19 protein-coding genes are annotated in these 18558 nt (G+C 73.7%); 6 read left to right on the forward strand and 13 right to left on the reverse strand.

Annotation, left to right across the window (positions count from 1 at the left end):
- Window positions 1-47 precede the first annotated feature (47 nt).
- Together ABZ479_RS33500 and ABZ479_RS33505 are read right to left on the reverse strand one after the other, a co-directional pair.
- On the reverse strand, window positions 48-1031 hold the full coding sequence (locus ABZ479_RS33500) for a M56 family metallopeptidase (protein ID WP_500465069.1): 984 nt from the start codon (window positions 1029-1031) through the stop codon (window positions 48-50).
- Window positions 1032-1039: 8 nt separating this feature from the next.
- On the reverse strand, window positions 1040-1423 hold the full coding sequence (locus tag ABZ479_RS33505) for a BlaI/MecI/CopY family transcriptional regulator (RefSeq protein ID WP_500465070.1): 384 nt from the start codon (window positions 1421-1423) through the stop codon (window positions 1040-1042).
- Between the two features lie 163 nt (window positions 1424-1586).
- Here ABZ479_RS33505 and ABZ479_RS33510 point away from each other — a divergent pair, with 163 nt between their 5' ends.
- Entirely contained in the window at window positions 1587-1826 is a 240-nt protein-coding gene (locus ABZ479_RS33510) for a twin-arginine translocase TatA/TatE family subunit (RefSeq protein WP_500465071.1), read from the forward strand.
- 97 nt (window positions 1827-1923) lie between these two features.
- Here ABZ479_RS33510 and ABZ479_RS33515 read toward each other — a convergent pair whose 3' ends face one another.
- Both ABZ479_RS33515 and ABZ479_RS33520 read right to left on the reverse strand, forming a co-directional pair.
- Entirely contained in the window at window positions 1924-2955 is a 1032-nt protein-coding gene (locus ABZ479_RS33515) for a hemolysin family protein (protein WP_500465073.1), read from the reverse strand.
- On the reverse strand, window positions 2952-4253 hold the full coding sequence (locus ABZ479_RS33520; protein ID WP_500465074.1) for a hemolysin family protein: 1302 nt from the start codon (window positions 4251-4253) through the stop codon (window positions 2952-2954). The genes ABZ479_RS33515 and ABZ479_RS33520 overlap by 4 nt, the downstream gene beginning before the upstream one ends.
- Window positions 4254-4712: 459 nt before the next feature.
- On the opposite strand from ABZ479_RS33520, the gene ABZ479_RS33525 reads away from it, so the two are divergent.
- Window positions 4713-5555 (forward strand): undecaprenyl-diphosphate phosphatase, encoded by an 843-nt coding sequence (locus ABZ479_RS33525; RefSeq protein WP_499600906.1) that lies wholly within the window; start codon window positions 4713-4715, stop codon window positions 5553-5555.
- Window positions 5556-5567: 12 nt separating this feature from the next.
- On the opposite strand, the gene ABZ479_RS33530 is transcribed toward ABZ479_RS33525, so the two are convergent.
- From ABZ479_RS33530 to ABZ479_RS33545, 4 genes are all read right to left on the reverse strand, one after another.
- Window positions 5568-6788: a serine/threonine-protein kinase gene (locus ABZ479_RS33530; protein WP_500465075.1), complete on the reverse strand. Its 1221-nt coding sequence runs from the start codon at window positions 6786-6788 to the stop codon at window positions 5568-5570.
- Window positions 6789-6907: 119 nt separating this feature from the next.
- Entirely contained in the window at window positions 6908-7633 is a 726-nt protein-coding gene (locus ABZ479_RS33535; protein ID WP_500465076.1) for a DUF2625 family protein, read from the reverse strand.
- A 37-nt stretch (window positions 7634-7670) separates the two neighbouring features.
- Window positions 7671-8162 (reverse strand): cupin domain-containing protein, encoded by a 492-nt coding sequence (locus tag ABZ479_RS33540; RefSeq protein WP_500465077.1) that lies wholly within the window; start codon window positions 8160-8162, stop codon window positions 7671-7673.
- An 86-nt stretch (window positions 8163-8248) separates the two neighbouring features.
- Complete coding sequence (locus ABZ479_RS33545; RefSeq protein WP_500465078.1) at window positions 8249-8617, reverse strand: DUF4267 domain-containing protein; 369 nt, start codon at window positions 8615-8617, stop codon at window positions 8249-8251.
- An 87-nt stretch (window positions 8618-8704) separates the two neighbouring features.
- On the opposite strand from ABZ479_RS33545, the gene ABZ479_RS33550 reads away from it, so the two are divergent.
- Window positions 8705-9286 carry a TetR/AcrR family transcriptional regulator gene (locus tag ABZ479_RS33550; protein WP_500465079.1) on the forward strand — a complete coding sequence of 194 codons (582 nt, stop codon included), beginning with the start codon at window positions 8705-8707 and terminating at the stop codon, window positions 9284-9286.
- A 27-nt stretch (window positions 9287-9313) separates the two neighbouring features.
- Here the strand turns inward: ABZ479_RS33550 and ABZ479_RS33555 are convergent, their stop codons facing one another.
- The 4 genes from ABZ479_RS33555 to ABZ479_RS33570 all read right to left on the reverse strand — a co-directional run bounded on the left by ABZ479_RS33555 (window position 9314) and on the right by ABZ479_RS33570 (window position 14296).
- Window positions 9314-10054 (reverse strand): GNAT family N-acetyltransferase, encoded by a 741-nt coding sequence (locus tag ABZ479_RS33555; RefSeq protein WP_500465080.1) that lies wholly within the window; start codon window positions 10052-10054, stop codon window positions 9314-9316.
- A 125-nt stretch (window positions 10055-10179) separates the two neighbouring features.
- Entirely contained in the window at window positions 10180-11625 is a 1446-nt protein-coding gene (locus ABZ479_RS33560) for a glyceraldehyde-3-phosphate dehydrogenase (protein ID WP_499600917.1), read from the reverse strand.
- A gap of 85 nt (window positions 11626-11710) precedes the next feature.
- The gene (locus ABZ479_RS33565) at window positions 11711-12187 is read right to left on the reverse strand and encodes a hypothetical protein (RefSeq protein ID WP_500465081.1); all 477 of its coding nucleotides are present in this window, start codon (window positions 12185-12187) and stop codon (window positions 11711-11713) included.
- A 162-nt stretch (window positions 12188-12349) separates the two neighbouring features.
- A complete protein-coding gene (locus ABZ479_RS33570; RefSeq protein ID WP_500465082.1) occupies window positions 12350-14296 on the reverse strand; it encodes an N-acetylmuramoyl-L-alanine amidase in 1947 nt (648 codons plus the stop codon).
- 655 nt (window positions 14297-14951) lie between these two features.
- Here ABZ479_RS33570 and ABZ479_RS33575 point away from each other — a divergent pair.
- From ABZ479_RS33575 to ABZ479_RS33585, 3 genes are read left to right on the forward strand one after another with little or no spacing between them, the layout of a single operon-like run.
- The gene (locus ABZ479_RS33575) at window positions 14952-16463 is read left to right on the forward strand and encodes a GMC family oxidoreductase (RefSeq protein ID WP_500465096.1); all 1512 of its coding nucleotides are present in this window, start codon (window positions 14952-14954) and stop codon (window positions 16461-16463) included.
- Between the two features lie 2 nt (window positions 16464-16465).
- Complete coding sequence (locus ABZ479_RS33580; RefSeq protein WP_500465083.1) at window positions 16466-17194, forward strand: molybdopterin-dependent oxidoreductase; 729 nt, start codon at window positions 16466-16468, stop codon at window positions 17192-17194.
- Window positions 17136-17828, forward strand: a complete 693-nt coding sequence (locus ABZ479_RS33585; protein ID WP_500465084.1) for a cytochrome b/b6 domain-containing protein — start codon at window positions 17136-17138, stop codon at window positions 17826-17828. Before ABZ479_RS33580 ends, ABZ479_RS33585 begins: the two co-directional genes overlap by 59 nt.
- 72 nt (window positions 17829-17900) lie before the next feature.
- On the opposite strand, the gene ABZ479_RS33590 is transcribed toward ABZ479_RS33585, so the two are convergent.
- Window positions 17901-18473, reverse strand: a complete 573-nt coding sequence (locus ABZ479_RS33590) for a CGNR zinc finger domain-containing protein (RefSeq protein ID WP_500465097.1) — start codon at window positions 18471-18473, stop codon at window positions 17901-17903.
- Window positions 18474-18558 lie beyond the last annotated feature (85 nt).

Raw genomic sequence — 18558 nt, forward strand, 5'->3', positions numbered from 1 at the left:
ACCGGGTGCTGCCGTCCGCCCCGGCGGCAGCACCCCCGGCCGGCGGCCTACAGCGGGGTGGCCGCGTGCAGGACGAGGAACAGGGTGACCGCGGCGTTCGCCGAGGAGAGCGCCGAGGCGGCGGTGCCCGCGGCGGCGCCCCAGGCGGCCAGGCCCACCGCCGTGCAGACCGGCGGCCAGACGCGCCCGGCGGGGGCGGGCGCCAGCAGGGCGGCGACACGGCGCGGCACCGGGCCCGTCGTCGCGAACCCGGCGAGCCCGGTGGTCCCCTCGGAGCCGGCGGAGTCCACGAAGCCCGGGAGGCCCGCGAGGCCCGCACCCGGAGCCCCCGCGGAGACGAGTGCGGCCCGGCCGATGGCCAGCGCGACGGTACGACGGCTGCCGACGGTACGGGCGGCCTCCTCGTCCGCCCACCGTTCGGTCGTGTACGAGACCGCCGAACGCAGCGGCCGCAGGAAGGGGTTCGCCCGCGCCGCCAGGTGCACGGCCAGCAGGAACCGGTGGTGGCGGCGGGCGAGGTGGGACCGTTCGTGGGCGAACAGGGCGCGGCGCTCGCCCGGGGTCAGCCGGCCCAGCATCCCCGTGCTGACCACGATCCGGGGCCGGCGGCCCGGCAGCGCGTACGCGTAGGGCGCGCCGTCGGGCAGCACCGCGACCGGGCCGGCCGGCAGGCCCTCCAGCGCGCGCCGCGCCCGGCCGTGGACCGCGCGGTGCCGCCACACCGCCCGCGCGCACGCGCCGAGCACGACGGCGAGACCCGGTATGGCCGCCTTGCCGGCGACCTCGTCGTACGGGACCGCCGCACGCACCTGCGGGTCCGACCAGCCGTCCGGCAGCGGGTTGCCCGGCAGTTGAGCGGTGCCGACCACCATCAGCAGGGCCAGGCAGAGCGTGCTGCACAGCGCGAGCACCCCGGCGACCGCCGACAGGAGCCAGGTCGCCGTGCGGGGGTGCAGGTGCTGCGCCGCGAGCCGGGCGACGGGCCACGCCGTCAGGGGCAGGACCAGTGGAAGGAAGACGAAGACCCCCATGGCCCGCCCTACTCCTCGGATTCCCCGGCCTGTTGCAGCAGTTCGCGCAGCATCTGCTCGTCCTGCGGCAGCAGTCCGGTCACGAAGCTGGCCAGGACGGCCTGCCGGTCCCGCTCCCCGTCCAGCACCTTGCGCATGCGCAGCGCCGCCAGGTCCGCCTGGTCGGCGGTCGGGGTCCACACGAACGACCGGCCGGCCCGCTCCCGTGTCACCGCGCCCTTGGCGAGCAGCCGCGTCAGGATGGTCACCACCGTGGTGTAGGCGAGGGCGCAGTCCAGCTCCTCCTGCACCTTCGCCGCACTTGCCGGCCCCGGCGCCGCGCGCAGCGCCGCCAGCACCTCGGCCTCCAACTCGCCCTGACCGCGCCGCCTGCCGTGCACCCGGTCCCTCACCCCGTCTCCCTCCAGCCGGCCGCGGCACCCGCCGTGGCCGGGGCGGTTCATCGTAGCCAGCGGCGGCCGTGCGCCCTGGCCCACGCCTACTACAGTGCTGTAGTTTCACAGGGTCGTCACTTCGGGCGCCGCGCGCCCCGTCCAATCGGAGGGAATCCGCACGATGTTCGGCCTCAGCGAACTCGCCCTGCTGCTCATCGTGGTCGTGGTCGTGATCGGCATCAGAAAGCTGCCGGACCTCGTCCGCTCCGCCGGCAAGGCCACCCGCATCCTCAAGAGCGAGGCCGCGGCCATGAAGGCGGACGAAGACCCGGCCGCCGAGCGGCCCGCCCCGCGGATCATCCGGGCGGCTCCCGGGGACGTGACCCGCACGTCCGACGAGCCCGGCGGCTCCGGCCGCTGAACCCTCCCCGGCCACCCGGCCGAAGGAGACCGTCGCGCCGCCCGCGTGACGTCCCCCGGCGGGCGGCCGTCGGGCGGCCCGCCGGGGGCGGGACGGATCAGGCCGGCTCCTCGACCTCCTTGGCGGGGCCGACGAGTTCCTCGAGGACGTCCTCCATGGTGACGTAGCCGAGCAGCGTGCCGTCGTCCGCGGTGACCGCGGCCAGGTGGGTGCCCGCGGCCCGCAGGGCGGTGAGCGTGTCGTCCAGCGGGGTGGTGGGGCGCAGCCTGATGACGGGGCGGAGGGCGCTCCCGGGGAAGGGCCGGTCGCGCTCGGCGACGCCGAGGGTGTCCTTGATGTGGAGGAAGCCCAGGACGCCCCCGTCGGGGCCGGTGACCGGCAGGCGCGAGTAGCCGGAGGCGGTGGCGGTCCGCTCCAGCTCGTCCGGGGTGACCCGCTCGCCGACGGTGACCATGCGGGCGGCCGGCACGAGGATCTCCCCCACCGGGCGGCTGCCCAGTTCCAGGGCGTCGCGCAGTCGCTCGCCGCCCGTGGCGTCGAGCAGTCCGGCGGCGCTGGAGTCCTGGACCAGGCGGGCCAGTTCGTCGTCGGTGAAGACGGCGGCGACCTCGTTCCTGGGCTCGACGCGCAGCAGCCGCAGCAGGGCGTTGGCGAAGGCGTTGATGCCGAAGACCACCGGCCGCAGCGCGCGTGTGACGGCCACCAGGGGCGGGCCGAGCAGCAGCGCGGAGCGCTCGGGCGCGGCGAGCGCGATGTTCTTGGGCACCATCTCGCCGACCAGCATGTGCAGGTAGGTGGCCGCCGTCAGGGCGATCACGAACGAGATCGGGTGCACCAGCCCGTGCGGGACGTGCGCGGCCTCGAAACCCGGCTCCAGCAGGTGCGCGATGGCGGGCTCGGCGACCGCGCCCAGCACCAGCGAGGAGACGGTGATGCCCAGTTGCGCGGTGGCCAGCAGGGCGGACAGGTGCTGCAGGCCCCACAGCACGGTGCGGGCGCGCCGGTCGCCTGCTTGCGCGCGCGGCTCGATCTGGCTCCGGCGTACGGAGATCAGGGCGAACTCACCGCCCACGAAGAAGGCGTTGGTCAGCAGGGTGAGGGCGCCGACGGCGAGCTGCAGCGCGGTCATCGGGCGTCCTCCGTGATGCGTGCGACGCGCACCCGCTCGGCCACGTGGTGGTCGACGCTGAGCACGGTCAGCCGCCAGCCGTCGTGATCGATGCTGTCCCCGGGGGCGGGGATGCGGGCCAGCTCCGTCGAGACGAGGCCGGCGACGGTCTCGTACGGGCCGTCGGACGCGGTCAGGCCGATGCCGGCCAGCTGGTCCATGCGGACGTTGCCGTCGGCCTCCCAGGAACCGTCGTCCGCGGGGGCGAGGTCGGGCCGCCGCTGGGGGTCGTGCTCGTCGCGCACGTCGCCGACGACCTCCTCCACGACGTCCTCGACGGTGACGACACCGGCGGTGCCGCCGTACTCGTCGATGACGACGGCCATGGTGCGGCGGCTGCGCAGCCGGTCCAGCAGCCGGTTCACCGGCAGGCTGTCGGGGACGAGCAGCGGGGCGGTGGCCAGTGCCTCCACGGGCGTGGTGGCGCGCTCCCCGGCCGGGAGGGCCAGCACGTCGCGGATGTGGACGGTGCCGATGACCTCGTCCAGGCCGTCCCGGTGGACGGGGAAGCGGGACAGGCCGGTGGCCAGCGAGAGCGCCACGGCGTCGGCGGCGGTCGCTTGGGCCCCCAGGGCCCGTACGTCCACGCGCGGGGTCATGACGTTCTCCGCGGTCAGCTCGCTCAGGTGGAGGGTGCGGACGAAGAGCTCGGCGGAGTCGGGTTCCAGCACGCCCGCGGCGGCGGAGTGCCGGGCCAGGGCCCGTAGCTCGTCCGGTGTGCGGGCGGAGGCCAGTTCCTCGGCCGGTTCCAGGCCGAAGCGGCGCACCAGGCGGTTCGCGGTGTCGTTGAGGTGGTGGATCAGGGGTGAGAAGGCCGCGGTGAAGCCGCGCTGCGGCCCGGCCACCACCTTGGCGACGGCCAGCGGGCTGGAGATCGCCCAGTTCTTGGGGACCAGCTCGCCGATCACCATCAGCACGACGGTCGAGACGAACACGCCGAGGACGGTCCCGGTCACGGACACGGCGCCCTCGGGCAGGCCGGCGGCCTGGAGGGGGCCGCTCAGCAGGACCGCCAGGGACGGCTCGGCGAGCATGCCGATGACCAGTGAGGTCACCGTGATGCCGAGCTGCGCGCCGGACAGCTGGAGGGTCAGCCGCCGCACGGCCTCGAGGGCGCCGTCCGCGCCGCGCTCACCGGCGGCGGCGGAACGTTCCAGCTCGCCGCGCTCGACGGTGGTCAGGGAGAACTCCGCCGCGACGAACACCGCGCAGGCCAGGGTCAGCACCAGGGCCAGCAGGAGGAGCAGGACTTCGGTCACCGTGTCACCTCCGTTCCCACGCCTCGGCGGGTCTGTCGGGGGGTGACACGGTCGGTACTCGGTGGATGGTCCATCGCGGGAACCGCGGCTCCTTCTTCGTGCTCGGTACGGTGGGTTTCCCCCATGGTAAAGGAAGCGCAAAGGAGGCCGTCAATGGAGACGGCCCCTCTGTGGCACGGGCGACCCGACCGCACGGCCGGCGGGATTCTGCTCGGCCATGTGGGTGTCTTGGGAACTTCTTTACCTGACGCGGTAGTTCTGCGGGTGGCCCGCAGGGGCCGACGGAACCACTGGAGTGAACGCACGGCCCGCTCCACCGCGGGCCGCACCCCCGCCCGTCCGGCCACCCGCACCGCCACCGCCCCACGACCGCCGTACGACCTCATGTCGCGCACCTCACCCGAGCGGCTCCGTCCCGCCCGGCCGTGCCGACCCGACCATCCGTGGAGTCACCCCCCGATGTCCTGGTTCGAAGCCGCCGTCCTCGGCCTGCTGCAGGGGCTCACCGAGTTCCTGCCCGTCTCCTCCAGCGCCCACCTGCGCGTGTTCTCCGCCCTGGCCGGCTGGAAGGACCCCGGTTCCGCCTTCACCGCGGTGACGCAGCTGGGCACCGAGACGGCGGTGCTGATCTACTTCCGCCGCGACATCGTCTCGATCGTCAAGGCCTGGACGACGTCCCTCTTCGTGCCCGACCGGCGCAAGGACCCCGACGCCCGCATGGGCTGGTTCGTCATCATCGGGACGGTCCCCATCGCGGTGCTCGGCGCCGTCTTCCAGCACAGCATCGAGACCTCCCTGCGCGACCTGCGGATCACCGGCGCCGTGCTGATCCTCTTCGGGCTGGTCCTCGCCGTGGCCGACCGGACCCGGGCGATCCGCAAGGCCAAGCCCATCAGCGAGCTGACCCTCCCGCACGCCCTCGGGTACGGCTTCGCGCAGTCGCTCGCCCTCATCCCCGGTGTCTCCCGCTCCGGCGGCACGATCAGCGCGGGGCTCTTCCTCGGCTACAGCCGTGAGGCGGCCGCCCGCTACTCGTTCCTGCTGGCCATCCCGGCGGTGCTCGCCTCCGGCACGCTGGAGCTGTTCAAGATCGGCGACGGATCCGCCCCCGCCTGGGGGCCGACGCTGCTCGCCACCGGGATCGCCTTCGCCGTGGGCTACGCGGCCATCGCCTGGTTCCTCAAGTACGTCTCCACGCACAGCTTCACGCCGTTCGTGGTCTACCGCGTGCTGCTCGGCGTGCTGATCCTGGGGCTCGTCGCGGCGGGTGCCGTCGCGCCGGGCGCGGGCGGCGTGGGCTGACCGCCGCCGGGCTCAGTCCTCGTCCTGCGACTCGTCACCCTGGTCGTCGCCCTGGTCGTCGTCACCCTGACCGCCGCCCTGGCCGGCGGACGGCGTGAGCGACCCGGGCGAGGACCCGCTCCCCCCGGTCGACGTCGCGCTCGGACCGTCGGTGGGGGTCTTCGCGGAACTGCTCTCCGGCGAGAACCAGACCATGCCGAGGATCACGGCCACCACGAAGGCCACCACCCCGGCGATGGCGCTCGCGACGCGGGGCCGGTAGCGGATGAACTCACGGGGGGTGCGGCGCTGCGCCGGCGCGGCCCGCCGCCTGGACGCCGACGCCGACGAACGGGCGCTGCGTGCCGAGCGCGTCGCCGGCGGCCGGACCAGCGCCGCCGTACCGGCCTCGTGCCCGGCCCCGCCCGGGGCGCCGTGCGGCACGGTGGCCGGCGGCGGGACGGAGTGGGCGCGCCACGCGTCCGTGCGGAACCAGTCGGCGACGTCCTGGGCCGTCGGCCGCTCCTCGGGCTGCTTGGCCAGGAGCCCGAGCAGGTAGTCCTCGAAGGCGGAGGGCAGGTCGGCGCCCAGCTGGGAGGGCGGCACGGGCGCACTGTCGATGTGCTGGTAGAGCAGCGCCGTCGCGCTGTCGCCCTGGAAGGGCGCGCGGCCCGTCAGCAGTTGGTAGAGGACGCAGCCGAGGGCGTACACGTCGGAGGCGGGTCCCGCCGTCCGGCCCAGGGCCCGTTCGGGCGCGAGGTAGAGGCTGGTGCCGACGATCTGCCCGGTCATGGTGAGCCCGGCGGCGGGGTCGTCGACGAACCGGGCTATCCCGAAGTCACCGATCTTGAGCGATCCCGCGGCGTCGAGCATCAGGTTGCCCGGTTTGATGTCGCGGTGGACGATGCCCTGCTGGTGGGCGGCCGCCAGTCCCGCGGCGGCCTGCGCGGCGACGACCGCGACGTGATCGGCGGTCAGCAGGTGCCCGGCCTCCAGCAACTGGGCGAGGCTGTCGCCCTCGACCAGTTCCATGACGAGGAAGAACCGCCCGTCCCAGGCCCCGAAGTCGAAGACCGCCACGACGTGCGGGTGCCCCAGACGCGCGGCCGTCTGCGCCTCCAGCCGGAACCGCGCGGCCGCCGAGGGGTCGGAACCGTCGCCCAGCAGCAGCTTGACCGCGACGGAACGTCCCAGCACCTCGTCGGTCGCCCGCCACACCTCGCCCATGCCGCCGCGGCCGATGGGCGCGTCCAAGCGATACCGATCCGCCACCAGCACGTCGTACGACCTCGATCCCGCGAGCCAAACCAGACCCCCCTTAAGGTACTTCACCCGCGCACCCGCGGTGACCTGCGGCCGCAACCGCCGGGGACTCACACCTCGCCGAGGAACCCCGGGTCGGCCGGGCCCGTCCGCCGGGCGAAGTCGGCGGCGGTGCCCAGGAGTTCGCGCATCGGGACCGCCGTCCGGGTCGTCGCCGCGAGGTCGGCGTGCGCCTCCTCGGACCACAGGAACGGGTACACGGCGAGCCCCTGCGACGGGGCGAGTGCCGCGGCCTCCTCGCGCCACACCGGCGGGCGCAGCCCCTCGTAGAACATCGCCGTCCGCCCCGAGAGCAGCCACGCGACCCACTCGGCGTAGCCCATGTCCATCGCCTCCCAGGCGAGGGTGTCGGGCGCGAAGTACGTCATCCGGCCGGGCGCCCCGGGGCGTCCCACGGCGGCGGGATCGTGGCCGTTGAGTGCGAACACCCCGCCCAGCACGTCCTGGCCGACGACGAGCCCGGTGCCGGGGTGCCAGGCCGGGTCGAGGGCCGCCGGGAAGCGGTTGACCCGCCCCAGGCTCGGCAGGCCCCCCTCGGCCGTCCCGCCGCCGCCGAACACCCGCACCCATCCGTCGTCCAGGAGCAGCCCGCCGGTGTTCAGCACCAGGGCGCCCAGCGCCGACCGGGCCGTCACCTGCAACTGCAGCAGGCACCGGCGCCCTTCGCCGGGATCCGCGGGCAGCACCCGGACGGGCACGGGGGCGGCGGTGAGCATGGTCTCCAGCTCCGGCCAGGCCGGGGCGTCCACGTCGGTCAACTCGTCGATCTGGCGCATCCGAGGATGATCCCAGCCGGGCCCCGGCCCGCCGGACTCAGCCCCGCCGGTCCCAGGCGGCGTTGTGCAGGAAGTGGGTGTCGTACCGTTCCTGCACCTCCAGCAGGCTCTCCGGGGTGGCCTCGCCCAGGGCGATCCGCTGCAAGTGGCGGAAGTACTCGAAGCGTTCGACGCCCGGGGTGATGACGATGAGCATGTCGGCGTCGCAGCCGGGCGCCGCGGCGAAGGCGTGCGGGCGACCGGGCGGGACGACGACCAGGTCGCCGGCCCCGGCCGTGACGACCTCGTCCCCGGACAGGAACCGGGCCTCGCCGTCCAGCATGTAGAACATCTCGGCCGACCTGTCGTGCCGGTGCGGCCGGGCGCCGTCGGCGCCGCCGGTCAGGGTCACGCGCTGGGTGGAGAGCGCGCCGCCCGTCGCACTGCTGTCGGCGAGCAGCCGGACGGTGGTGGGGGCGCGGCCGATGACCTCGGCCTCGGTGGAGCGGACGATCACGGAAGCATCGAAGTCGGGCACGATCAATGACATGGCGGGCTCCTTGTCCGGGTGGTGCCGGGTCGTGACGGATCTTGCCGGGTCGTGGCGGGCCGTGTCGGGTCTTCGGGACCGCCGGTTCACACCGCGAAGAGCAGGCCGGCGCTGACGAGGACGGCGACCGCGGTGGCGAAGTGGATGCCGAACGCGACCGCCTTGGTGCCGCCGTGGCGCAGGACTATCCAGGTGTCGCCGAGCGGGGCGAGCGCCACGACCAGCATGAACCAGGCCTCGGCGTGGGCGCCGGCGAGGGCGAGCAGGGCCAGGCCCATCACGCCGAAGGTCGCGTCCCGCACCCCCTTGACGGCGAGGTAGGCGCCGGCCCCGTCCCCCTCGGCGGGCACGCCGTACGCGGCGGCCGCGGGGCGGGGCCAGAACAGGAACCGGGCTCCGACGAAGAGCACCAGCAGGTCGAGCACGACGGCGAGGGCGTAGGCGGTGACGGTCATGTCCGGAACTCCTTGCTAGCAGCGCTAGGGGCAAGAGCGAAGCTAGCAGAGCATCGACAGAAGGTCTAGCAGTGCTAGAATTTCGTCATGACGATCCGGACGCGCCGGGAGCGCGAGCGAGCCGACCGCGAGCAGCTGATCATCACGGCCGCACGGGAGCTGGCCGAGGCCGAGGGCTGGGACGCGGTCACCACACGGCGGCTGGCCGCCGAGATCGAGTACAGCCAGCCCGTCCTGTACAGCCACTTCAAGGGCAAGGACGCCATCATGGCCGCCGTCGCGGTGCAGGGCTTCGCGGAACTCGCCGCCGAACTGCGCCGCGCGCGTACCGAGGCGCCGGGCCCACGGGAGACCTTCGCCGCGGTGGGCGAGGCGTACACGGCGTTCGCGCGGCGGCGGCCGGCCCTCTACGACGCGATGTTCACCCACCACGTCGGCCTGCCGTTCGCCACGTCCGAGGCCCCGGCGGCCCTGCGCGAGGCGTTCGGCGAACTGCTGCGGGCCGTCGAGCCGGTCGCGGGTGCCGGCGACGCACCGGACCTCCTCACGGAGACCTACTGGGCCGCCCTGCACGGCCTGGTCACCCTCATGCGCAGCGGACGGCTGCCGGAGGCGGCGCACGGGCGCCGGCTCGCCCTGCTGAACGCCCGCTTCACCGGCGGCGGTTGACCCCGCCGCCGGTGGCATCCGGGTCCCTCAGGGGACGAGGACGGTGAGTGATGTGTCGGTGACGGCGAACCCGAGCCGCTCGTACAGCCGGCGGGCGGGGTTGGCGTCGCTCACCGCCAGGCCGATCCGCGACAGACCGCCCGCCGCCGCGTCCGCCAGCACCCGGCGCAGCAGCCGCGAACCGAGACCGGCGTAGCGGGAATCCGGCTGCCGGAAGACCGTCGTGACCCACGGGAGGCCGTCCCGGTCCGTCACGACGACCCCCGCGACCACCTGGTCGGCCTCGTCGACGGCCAGGGTGCTGCACGGCAGGACGGGCCCGAGCACGGCGCCCGCCAGCAGCGGGGCCAGCTGGCTGTCGAGGGCCTCCTCGTCACCGCCCTGGACGTGGTCGGGATGACCGGGTCCGAAGGCGGCGCGCCAGGCGGGGAACAGCTCCCGGGCCCCGCGGTCGCAGGGCACGGCGCGCAGCCCGTCCGGCAGGGGCGAGGTGGCCCACTCGCGCGGCGGGGGGTCGTCGACGAGGTCCCGCGCCATTCCGTGCGCGTGCCGGAGCACCCGGGCACCGTGCCGTACGAGCTGCTCGCCGAGTTCGACGGAACCCGACACGGCCCACCCCCGCATGCCCGCGAGCACGGCCGGGACGGGGTCGGGCCCCACCGCCTGGGCGAGGTCGGCCCACGGGCGGCCGTCCCGGACCCCCTCGACGTACGTCAGTTCCGGCAGTCCTCCGGGCCCGCGCAGGACCAGGCGCTCTTCCTCGTGCACGGTCACTCAGTACCCGCCCGCCGGCGTCGGCATCGCTCTCATGCGGCCCATGCTGCGGGCCGCCCGCCGGTGCGCGCAAACGAATTGCGGCCGGGGCCGCGGCGGCGCACCGGCGCGCCCGACCGTCAGGCCCGCGGGGCCGGGTAGGTCGGGTACTCGACCTCGGAGACGTGCTGGACGACCCGGATGACCTGGCAGGAGTAGCCGAACTCGTTGTCGTACCAGAGGTAGAGGATGGCGTTGTCACCGTCGACCTTGGTGGCGCCGGCGTCGACGATCGAGGCGTGCCGCGAGCCGACGAAGTCGCTGGAGACGGCGTCGGGGGCGCTGATGAAGTCGATCTGGCGCTTGAGCGGCGAGGTCAGCGACACCTCGCGGAGGTGGTCGAGGACCTCCTCACGGGTGGTCTCGCGGCCGAGCTGCAGGCTGAGGATCGCGATCGAGACGTCCGGTACGGGCACGCGGATCGAGCTGCCGGTGATCTTCGCCTTGAGGTCGGGCAGCGCCTTGGCGACGGCCGAGGCGGCGCCGGTCTCGGTGATGACCATGTTGAGCGCCGCCGAGCGGCCACGGCGGTCGGAGCCGTGGTAGTTGTCCAGCAGGTTCTGGTCGTTGGTGAAGGAGTGGACCGTCTCGACGTGGCCGCGCAGGACGCCGTACTCGTCGGCCATCGCCTTCAGCGGCGGCACGATGGCGTTGGTGGTGCAGGAGGCGCAGGACAGGATCCGCTCGTCCGGCTTGATCATGTCGTGGTTGACGCCGTGCACGACGTTGGGCACGTCCCCCTTGCCCGGCGCGGTCAGGACGACCTTGTCGACACCGGGCCGCAGGTGCTGCGACAGTCCCTCGCGGTCGCGCCACCGCCCGGTGTTGTCGATGAGGATGGCGTCCTTGATGCCGTGCGCGGTGTAGTCGACCGACGCCGGGTCGTCGGCGTAGATCACCTTGATGACGTTGCCGTTGGCGATGATGGTGCCGTTCGCCTCGTCCACGGTGATCGTGCCCTGGAACTGGCCGTGGACGGAGTCGCGCCGCAGCAGCGAGGCGCGCTTGACGAGGTCCTGCCCGGAACCCCTGCGGACGACGACGGCACGCAGCCGCAGGCCGTTGCCGGACCCGGCCTTCTCGATCAGCAGCCGGGCCAGGAGACGGCCGATGCGGCCGAAGCCGTAGAGGACGACGTCACGCGGCTCCCGGCGCTCGATCTTGCCGTCACCCGTGGCGCCCGCGACGGCCTGCGCGGTGAACTCCTCGACGGACAGCCCGCGGTCGTCGTCCCGGTAGCCCGCGGCGAGCATCCCGAGGTCGATCTGGGAGGGTCCGAGGTCGAGCGTGGTGAGGGCCCGCAGGAACGGCAGCGTCTCGGTGACCGACAGCTCCTCCCCGGCGATCTGCCGGACGAACCGGTGGGCCTTGAGGATGCTGATCACCGACGTGTTCACCAGGGAGCGGCTGTGCAGCAGGACGGTCACGTCCCGCTCCCTGTGCAGCTTCCCGATGATCGGGATCATCGATTCCGCGATCTCCTCGCGGTGCTTCCAGTCGGTGAACGAGTCGTCATTGACAGTCACAGGCTTATCTTTCGAGCTAGGCGGTGCTCATATGTTAACCACACCGCCACCTCGTGCTTCCTGGGGGTCCTGCCGCCCGCCGCCTTCAGGAGACGGCGACGACCCCGACGGCCGCCGAACCGGTCCGCGCGCGCAGGAGGACGTCGTAGAGGAACCGGTCGCCGGCCCGCGGCGCCACGACCGCCCGGGCACCGGTCGGCAGCGCGCGGGACACGCTCTCGTGCCGCTCCCCCGGCACCGAGCCGCTGACCGCCACCAGCCGCACCGAGGTCCTGCCGATGTTCTCGAACGTCACGGAACGGGTCCGGGGACAGGGGCCGTCGTGCTCGCCCGCGCAGTGGAAGCGGACGTCGCCGAGCTCCACCAGCCCGCACGAGACGTCGGTGGCGAACGCGAAGTGGGAGGAGCAGACGGCCCCGACCCGCAGTTCCTGCGCGGGCGCCTCCGCGGCCGTGCCGCCGGGACGGGGGTCGTCACCGGGGCGCGGCACGTCCGCGCAGGAGACGGCGGACACCCCCAGGGCGGCGGTGGCGAGGGCTGCGGGCAGGAGTGCTGTGCGCACCTGTGGCTCCAGAAGTGGTGCGGTCGGCGAGCCGGCGCTCGCCGCGCTGCCGGACCGGTCGCCGGCGGGAGGGCGGGGTGGGGGGAGGACCGGGGGCCCGGACGCGGGTGGGGCCCGGAAGCCGTGGCTCACGGGCCCCACCCTCACTGCGTCGTACGTGTGTCAGCCGTTGTGCGCGGGGCGCTGCGTGGCGATGACGTCGTTCGCGTACACCAGGGCCACCCGGTGGTTGAACTGGATGGTGTACATCTTCTTGGCGCCGAAGACGACCTTGCCGTCGGCCTTGAAGTAGTCGTCAGTCAGGGCCGGCGCCGCGGTGGCGACGTAGGCCTGGCCGGACGGGATGGAGTACATGCTCAGCGGGGCCATCGTCGAGGCGCCGTACCCGGGCGGGTACTCGGACACGTCGGGGTAGCTGAGGCCGTACACCTTGGCGGGCGGCGTGGCGGGGGTGACGCCGGCCTTGATCAGGGTGTAACCGCCGCGCGCCACGAGGGTGTTGGCGCCCTTCGGGTTGTGGAACCACACCTTCGCGCCGCTGAACCAGATCGCGGTCCAGGGGCCCTCCTTGCCGGCGACCACGAACTGCTGGCCGGCCTGGACGGTGTTGCCCCAGTCGTTGATCCGGTCGGTGCCGTTGCCACCGGAGTGGATCGCCTGGTCACCGAAGAGGGGCGCGGTGTCGCTGGGGGCGGTGCGCACGAACAGGGAGTTCGACGGCTGCGTCACCTTGGTGCACTCAGGGGTGGCACCGGTCGGGTCGTCGCTCGGGCAGATCTCGACGGTCTGCTCGTTGTGCTCGAAGCCGGGGGCGATGGTCACCACGGAACCGACGTCGCCGACGCCGCGCTTGCCCTCGGCGGGCGCGCCGACGAGGTCCATGAAGTGCTCCCAGTCCCAGGACGGACCCGGGTCCCAGTGCATGCCGGAAACGGTCGCCGACGACGGGCCGACAACGTTGTCGTGGCCGACGATGTGCTGCCGGTCCAGCGGGATGTCGAAGCGTTCGGCCAGGTACTTCACCAGCTCGGCGGTGGCCTCGTACTGCGCCTCGGTGTACCAGTCGGCCCCGTGCGCGGCGAAGCCCTCGTGCTCGATGCCGATGGAGTGCATGTTGGACGAGTAGTTGCCCGCGTGGAAGGCGATGTCCTTCGTGGGCATCATCTGCGTCACGGCGCCGTCCGAGGACCGCATCACGTAGTGCGAGGCGGCCGAGCTGCCCGGGGTCTGGAAGGTGGCGATGGCGGACTCGTAGGAGCCCTCGATGTCGTGGATGACGATGGTGTCGATCCGGATGCCGTTGGCCGGCCGGCTGGAGACCTGGCCGTTGCTCGACGCCGCCGGCACGAAGGTGCAGTCCACGGTGGTGGGGCACTCGGTGTCCGCGGTGGCGGCGACCTTCAGGCGCAGCTTGGCCAACTGGCCCGTGGCGGGCTCGACCTGCGGCATGGCGGCGAGGCGGACCCGCTGCCCGTCCGTCGTGGTCCGGCCGGCGCCCTTGGCCAGGGTGGCGAAGACGCGGTTCGCGAAGGCCTTGGCGCCCTGCGCCTGCGAGGCCTGGCTGTAGCGGGCGACCGCCCCGTACCAGTCACCGGCCTCGGCGGAGACCGAGCCGCCGGTGGCCTTCTGGTACGACGCCAGCAGCGCCGCGCCGCCGCGGATGTTCGCGGCCGGGTCGCCGCGCAGTTCCTCCGCGGACAGGCCGGTCAGCTTCGCCGCGGCCTGCAGGGTGTGCTGCGCCGGGTCGGCGACGAAGGACGCGATGTCGCTGCGGCCGGCCGCTCCGGCGGCGCCGCCGGCCACCATCTCGGTGGTGACGTCGGTGAGGTGCATCGGGCCGTAGCCGCCCGCGGCGCTGTGCCCGCCGGCGTGTCCGTCCCAGGCGGACTCCTGGTACGCCACGGCCAGCAGCAGCTGCTCCGGCACGTGGTACTCCTCGGCCGCCGCGGCGAAGTCGCGCTGCCGGGCGGTGTCCGCCGGCGCGGCGCCGGTGGCCTGCGCCGTCAGCGGCACGGCCACCGAACCGGCGACCACCAGCGCGCCGGCCGCGGCCAGCAGGCCGGGCCGGCGCCGTTTGGCATGCCGGCGGGTGGATGTCTCTGAAGTCATGAACGATCCCAAATCTTGAACGAAGGGGGCCGATTCCCCCGGCCACACTGCGATGTGACGTGTCGCCGCCCCGTGGAAGGCTCGCGGATTCTACTCACGCCGCAACCCGCGGAACTGAGGCGCCGTCACTATCGAGCCACGCGCGTCCGGTCGGCCGTGGAATCCCGAACCGGGCGGCCGCACGGGAAGGGCGCGGGGGTCCATCAGCCGGATTCCCGGCACCCGCCGCGACTCCCGTTCCCGCACCGGGGATCCGGCAGGGAAGGAAGGGCGCGGGCCGTGTTCGCGGACGGATCCGGCCGCTGTGTCGCAGTCGCACGGCGCCCCTGTGCCTCACCGCCCCGACGGTGGAAACTCACGGAGATCCTCTTCCTGTCCGGACGGGCGTGCACACGGGAGCCGCGGGCCCCGGCCACATGGCGCTTGCTGCGTCAAGGAGTAGATCAAGGGAGAGCTGCATCATGCAAGTAAGTGCCGGGACATAGCCGCCCCAAAACGGGCATTCACGGTCCGGTTGCGGAGCAGAAGTCCATTCCTTGGAATGAATCACCACCTTGACAGGTGACGTTGCCATGTGCCAGTGTCGTCACCACTTCAATGGGTGACGAGGCGGTCATCGCGCCACCGGAACGGGAGAGGCTGCGTGAGCCAGGCTGTGGAGTACGACTACGTCGTGGTGGGCGCGGGAACGGCGGGCAGCGTGCTGGCCGCGCGCCTGTCCGAGGACGGCGACGCCCGCGTCCTCCTGCTGGAGGCGGGCGGGTCCGAGGTGCCCGACGTGATGCCGGTGCCCCCCGCGTGGCCGCGGCTGCTGGGCACGTCGTCCGACTGGGGCGACCGCACGACCGAGCAGGCCGCGGGCGGCGCGTCCGTCCCCCTCGCGCGGGGCCGCGGCCTCGGCGGCTCGTCGGCGATCAACGCCATGGTCTTCACCCGTGGGCACCGCAGCTCCTACGACGCCTGGGCCGCCGGCGGCGCCGAGGGCTGGGACTTCGACGCCCTCCTGCCGTACCTCATGCGCAGCGAGCGCGCGCAGGGCCGTGACCCCCGTACGCGCGGGCAGCACGGGCCCCTGACCGTCGCCCCCGCCCGCGAGCCGAACCCCGTGCTGGAGGCCTGTCTGGAAGCGGCCGCCGAGGCGGGCCACCGCAGGGCCCGCGACATCAGCTCCGGGCTGGAGGAGGGCTTCGGCCGGCCGGACCTGAACATCGTCGACGGCCGGCGTCAGAGCGCCGCCGACGCCTACCTCACGCCCGCCTCCGGACGGGCGGGCCTCCGCGTCGTGACCGGTGCGCTCGTCCAGCGCGTCCTGCTGGACGGCGACCGCTGCACCGGCGTGGCGTACACCGCCGGCGGAGAGCGGGTCACCGCCCGCGCCACCCGCGAGGTGGTCCTCACGGCCGGCGCCATCGGCACCCCGCACCTGCTTATGCTCTCGGGCATCGGCCCGCACCGGCACCTGCGCGAGACCGGCGTCGAGGCCGTCCACGACCTGCCCGGCGTGGGAAGCGGTCTGCAGGACCATGTGATGGCGGGCGTGGTCCACTCCGCCGCCCGCCCGGTCCCCGTTGCCCGGAACAACCACGGGGAGGCCCTCGGCCTGCTGCGCAGCACGCCCGCGGCCGACGCCCCCGACCTGCAGATCATCTTCGTCGACGTGCCGAGCCACTCCCCCGCCCTCGCGGGGCCGCGCGAGGGCTACACGATCCGCGTGTCGCTGATGCGCCCGCACAGCCGCGGCACGGTGCGGCTTGCGGCCCCCTCGCCGGGCACCGCCCCGCTCGTCGACCCGCGGTACTACAGCGACCCGCGCGACCTGCGGGCCATGGTCGCCGGCATCCGCGCGGCCCGCGAGATCGGCCGGGCGAGGGCGCTCGACGGCTGGCGCGGCGAGGAGGTGCTGCCCGGCCCGGACGTCGAGGACGACGCGGCGATCGCGGCCTACCTCCACCGGGGCCTGGCCTCCTACTTCCACCCGGTCGGCACGTGCCGGCTCGGCACCGACGAGGGCGCCGTCGTCGACGAGGAGCTGAGGGTCCGCGGCCTGGAGGGGCTGCGCGTCGCCGACGCGTCGGTGATGCCGTCGATCGTCTCGGGGAACACCAACGCGACGGTCTACGCCATCGCCGAACGGGCCGCCGAGTTCGTCTCGCGGAAGGAGGCGTGACCATGAGCGACCAGGAGAGCCGGCCGGAGCGCGGGGCCCCCGTCGCACGCCGCGCCATGCTCGGCATGCTCGGCGCCGGGGTCGCGGGCGTCGCCGCGGCGCCCTGGCTGCAGCGCGGCTGGGAGAACTTCCTCGGAGCCGCCTCGCAGGCGGACCCCACGGGACTGACCGGAGTGCTGCCCAACCCGGGCGGCTTCCGCTACTACAGCGTCGTCGGCTCGGTGCCCCGCAAGGACGCGCGGACCTACCGGCTGCGGGTCAACGGTCTCGTCGACCGGCCGCGCACGTACACCCTCGACGAGCTGCGCGCCCTCCCGCAGCGGCGGATCGTGCGCGACGTGCAGTGCACCGACGGGTGGCGGGTGGCGGACACCCCCTTCGAGGGCGTGCCGCTGTCGGACCTGCTGGACGCCGCGGGCGTCCGTCCCGACGCCAAGGCGATCCACTTCACCTGCTTCGACGGCGTGTACACCGAGAGCCTGACCCTCGATCAGGCACGCCGCCCCGACATGCTGGTCGCCCTGAAGATGCAGGACAAGCCGGTCAGCCATGAGCACGGCGGTCCCGTCCGGCTCTACGCCGCTCCCATGTACTTCTACAAGTCGGCCAAGTGGCTGTCCGGAATCACCGTGACCGACGAGGTCGTCCCCGGCTACTGGGAGGAGTACGGCTATGACGTCGACGGCTGGCTCGACGGCGCCGACCGGCGCGGCGGCGCGCAGGCCGCCTGAGCGCGCGGCGCGCGTGCTGCGGTTCACCCGGGCCGAGCGCTGGGTGCACCGCGGCACCGGTCTGCTGATGCTGCTCTGCCTGACGACCGCGGCCTGCCTCTACCTGGGGCCGCTGGCCCAGCTCGTCGGGCGGCGCCACCTGGTCGCGACGGTCCACGAGTGGTCGGGGATCCTGCTTCCGCTGCCCCTCCTGCTCGGTCTGGCCTCCCCGGCCTTCCGCGCCGACCTGCGCAGGCTGAACCGTTTCGCCTCGTACGACCGGCGTTGGCTGCGGGCGGCGCGCAAGCGTCTGACCGCCCCGGACCTGCGGCCCGCCGGCAAGTTCAACGCCGGTCAGAAGCTCTACGCGGGCTGGCTCGCCGGGGCCGTGCTGGTCATGACGGGCACCGGGCTGCTGATGTGGTTCACCGGGCTGCTGCCCGCGGTCTCCCGCACCAGCGCGATCTTCGTGCACGACGTCCTGGCCTGGGCGATCGCCCTGGTGGTGATCGGTCACCTGCGCAAGGCGTTCCAGGACCCCGAGGCCCGGCTCGGGATGCGCACGGGCTACGTGTCCCTCGGCTGGGCGAAGCGGTGGCACGCCCACTGGCTGGAGGAGGACCGCCCGGCGGCGAAGCACTCCCGGGAGCCCTGAACCGCTCCCGCGCCCGCACGGCAGGCGGCCGGTCCCCGATCCCGGGGCCCGGCCGCCTGGCGTGTCGCGGGGCTACGCGCCGCGCGCGCCGGCCACGGCCGGCGGCTTGGCCGCCTTCTTCCGCGCGCGGTACGCCGCGGCCTTCACGCGGTTGCCGCAGGGGTCCATGGCGCACCACTCGCGGCGGCTGCCGTGCGAGCGGTCGAGGTAGATCTGCGTGCACTCCGGCCTGCTGCACTCCTTGACCAGCTCCGCGTCAGGGCCGCTGAGCAGCCGCACGGCCTCGCGGGCCAGCGACGACAACGCCTGCTGCGCCGTCGCCTCGACCCTGCGCCCCTCCCTGGTCAGCTGCGGGACGGCGGACGGGCCGCGTGCCGCCGCGTTGAGGAGCGCCAGCGCGTCACTCTCGTAACCCCTCTTGTTCAGGGCGGAGCTGACGAGCGAGAAGACCGCCTCCCGGAGGGAGACCGCGTCCGCCACGTCGTTCGGCTGCGAGCGCACGTCGACGTCGACGAGTCCCGACTCGCGGAACCAGGCGTCCAGGCTCTCCGGCGTCGTGAGCATCTCCTGGGGGTCCGGGTTGCGGCGGCGCCTCAGGGTGCCCACGAAGTCCAGCACGGGCAGACCGCACTTGAACACATGCATCATGTCACCATTTTGACAGGTGACGAACAAGAGGGCAAGGTGCCCGCGCCGGCGACTGTGCGGCTTCCCCTCCCGGGCCCGGCCC

Source organism: Streptomyces sp. NPDC005722, assembly GCF_040630935.1.
In the GTDB taxonomy this organism is placed as follows: Bacteria; Actinomycetota; Actinomycetes; order Streptomycetales; family Streptomycetaceae; genus Actinacidiphila.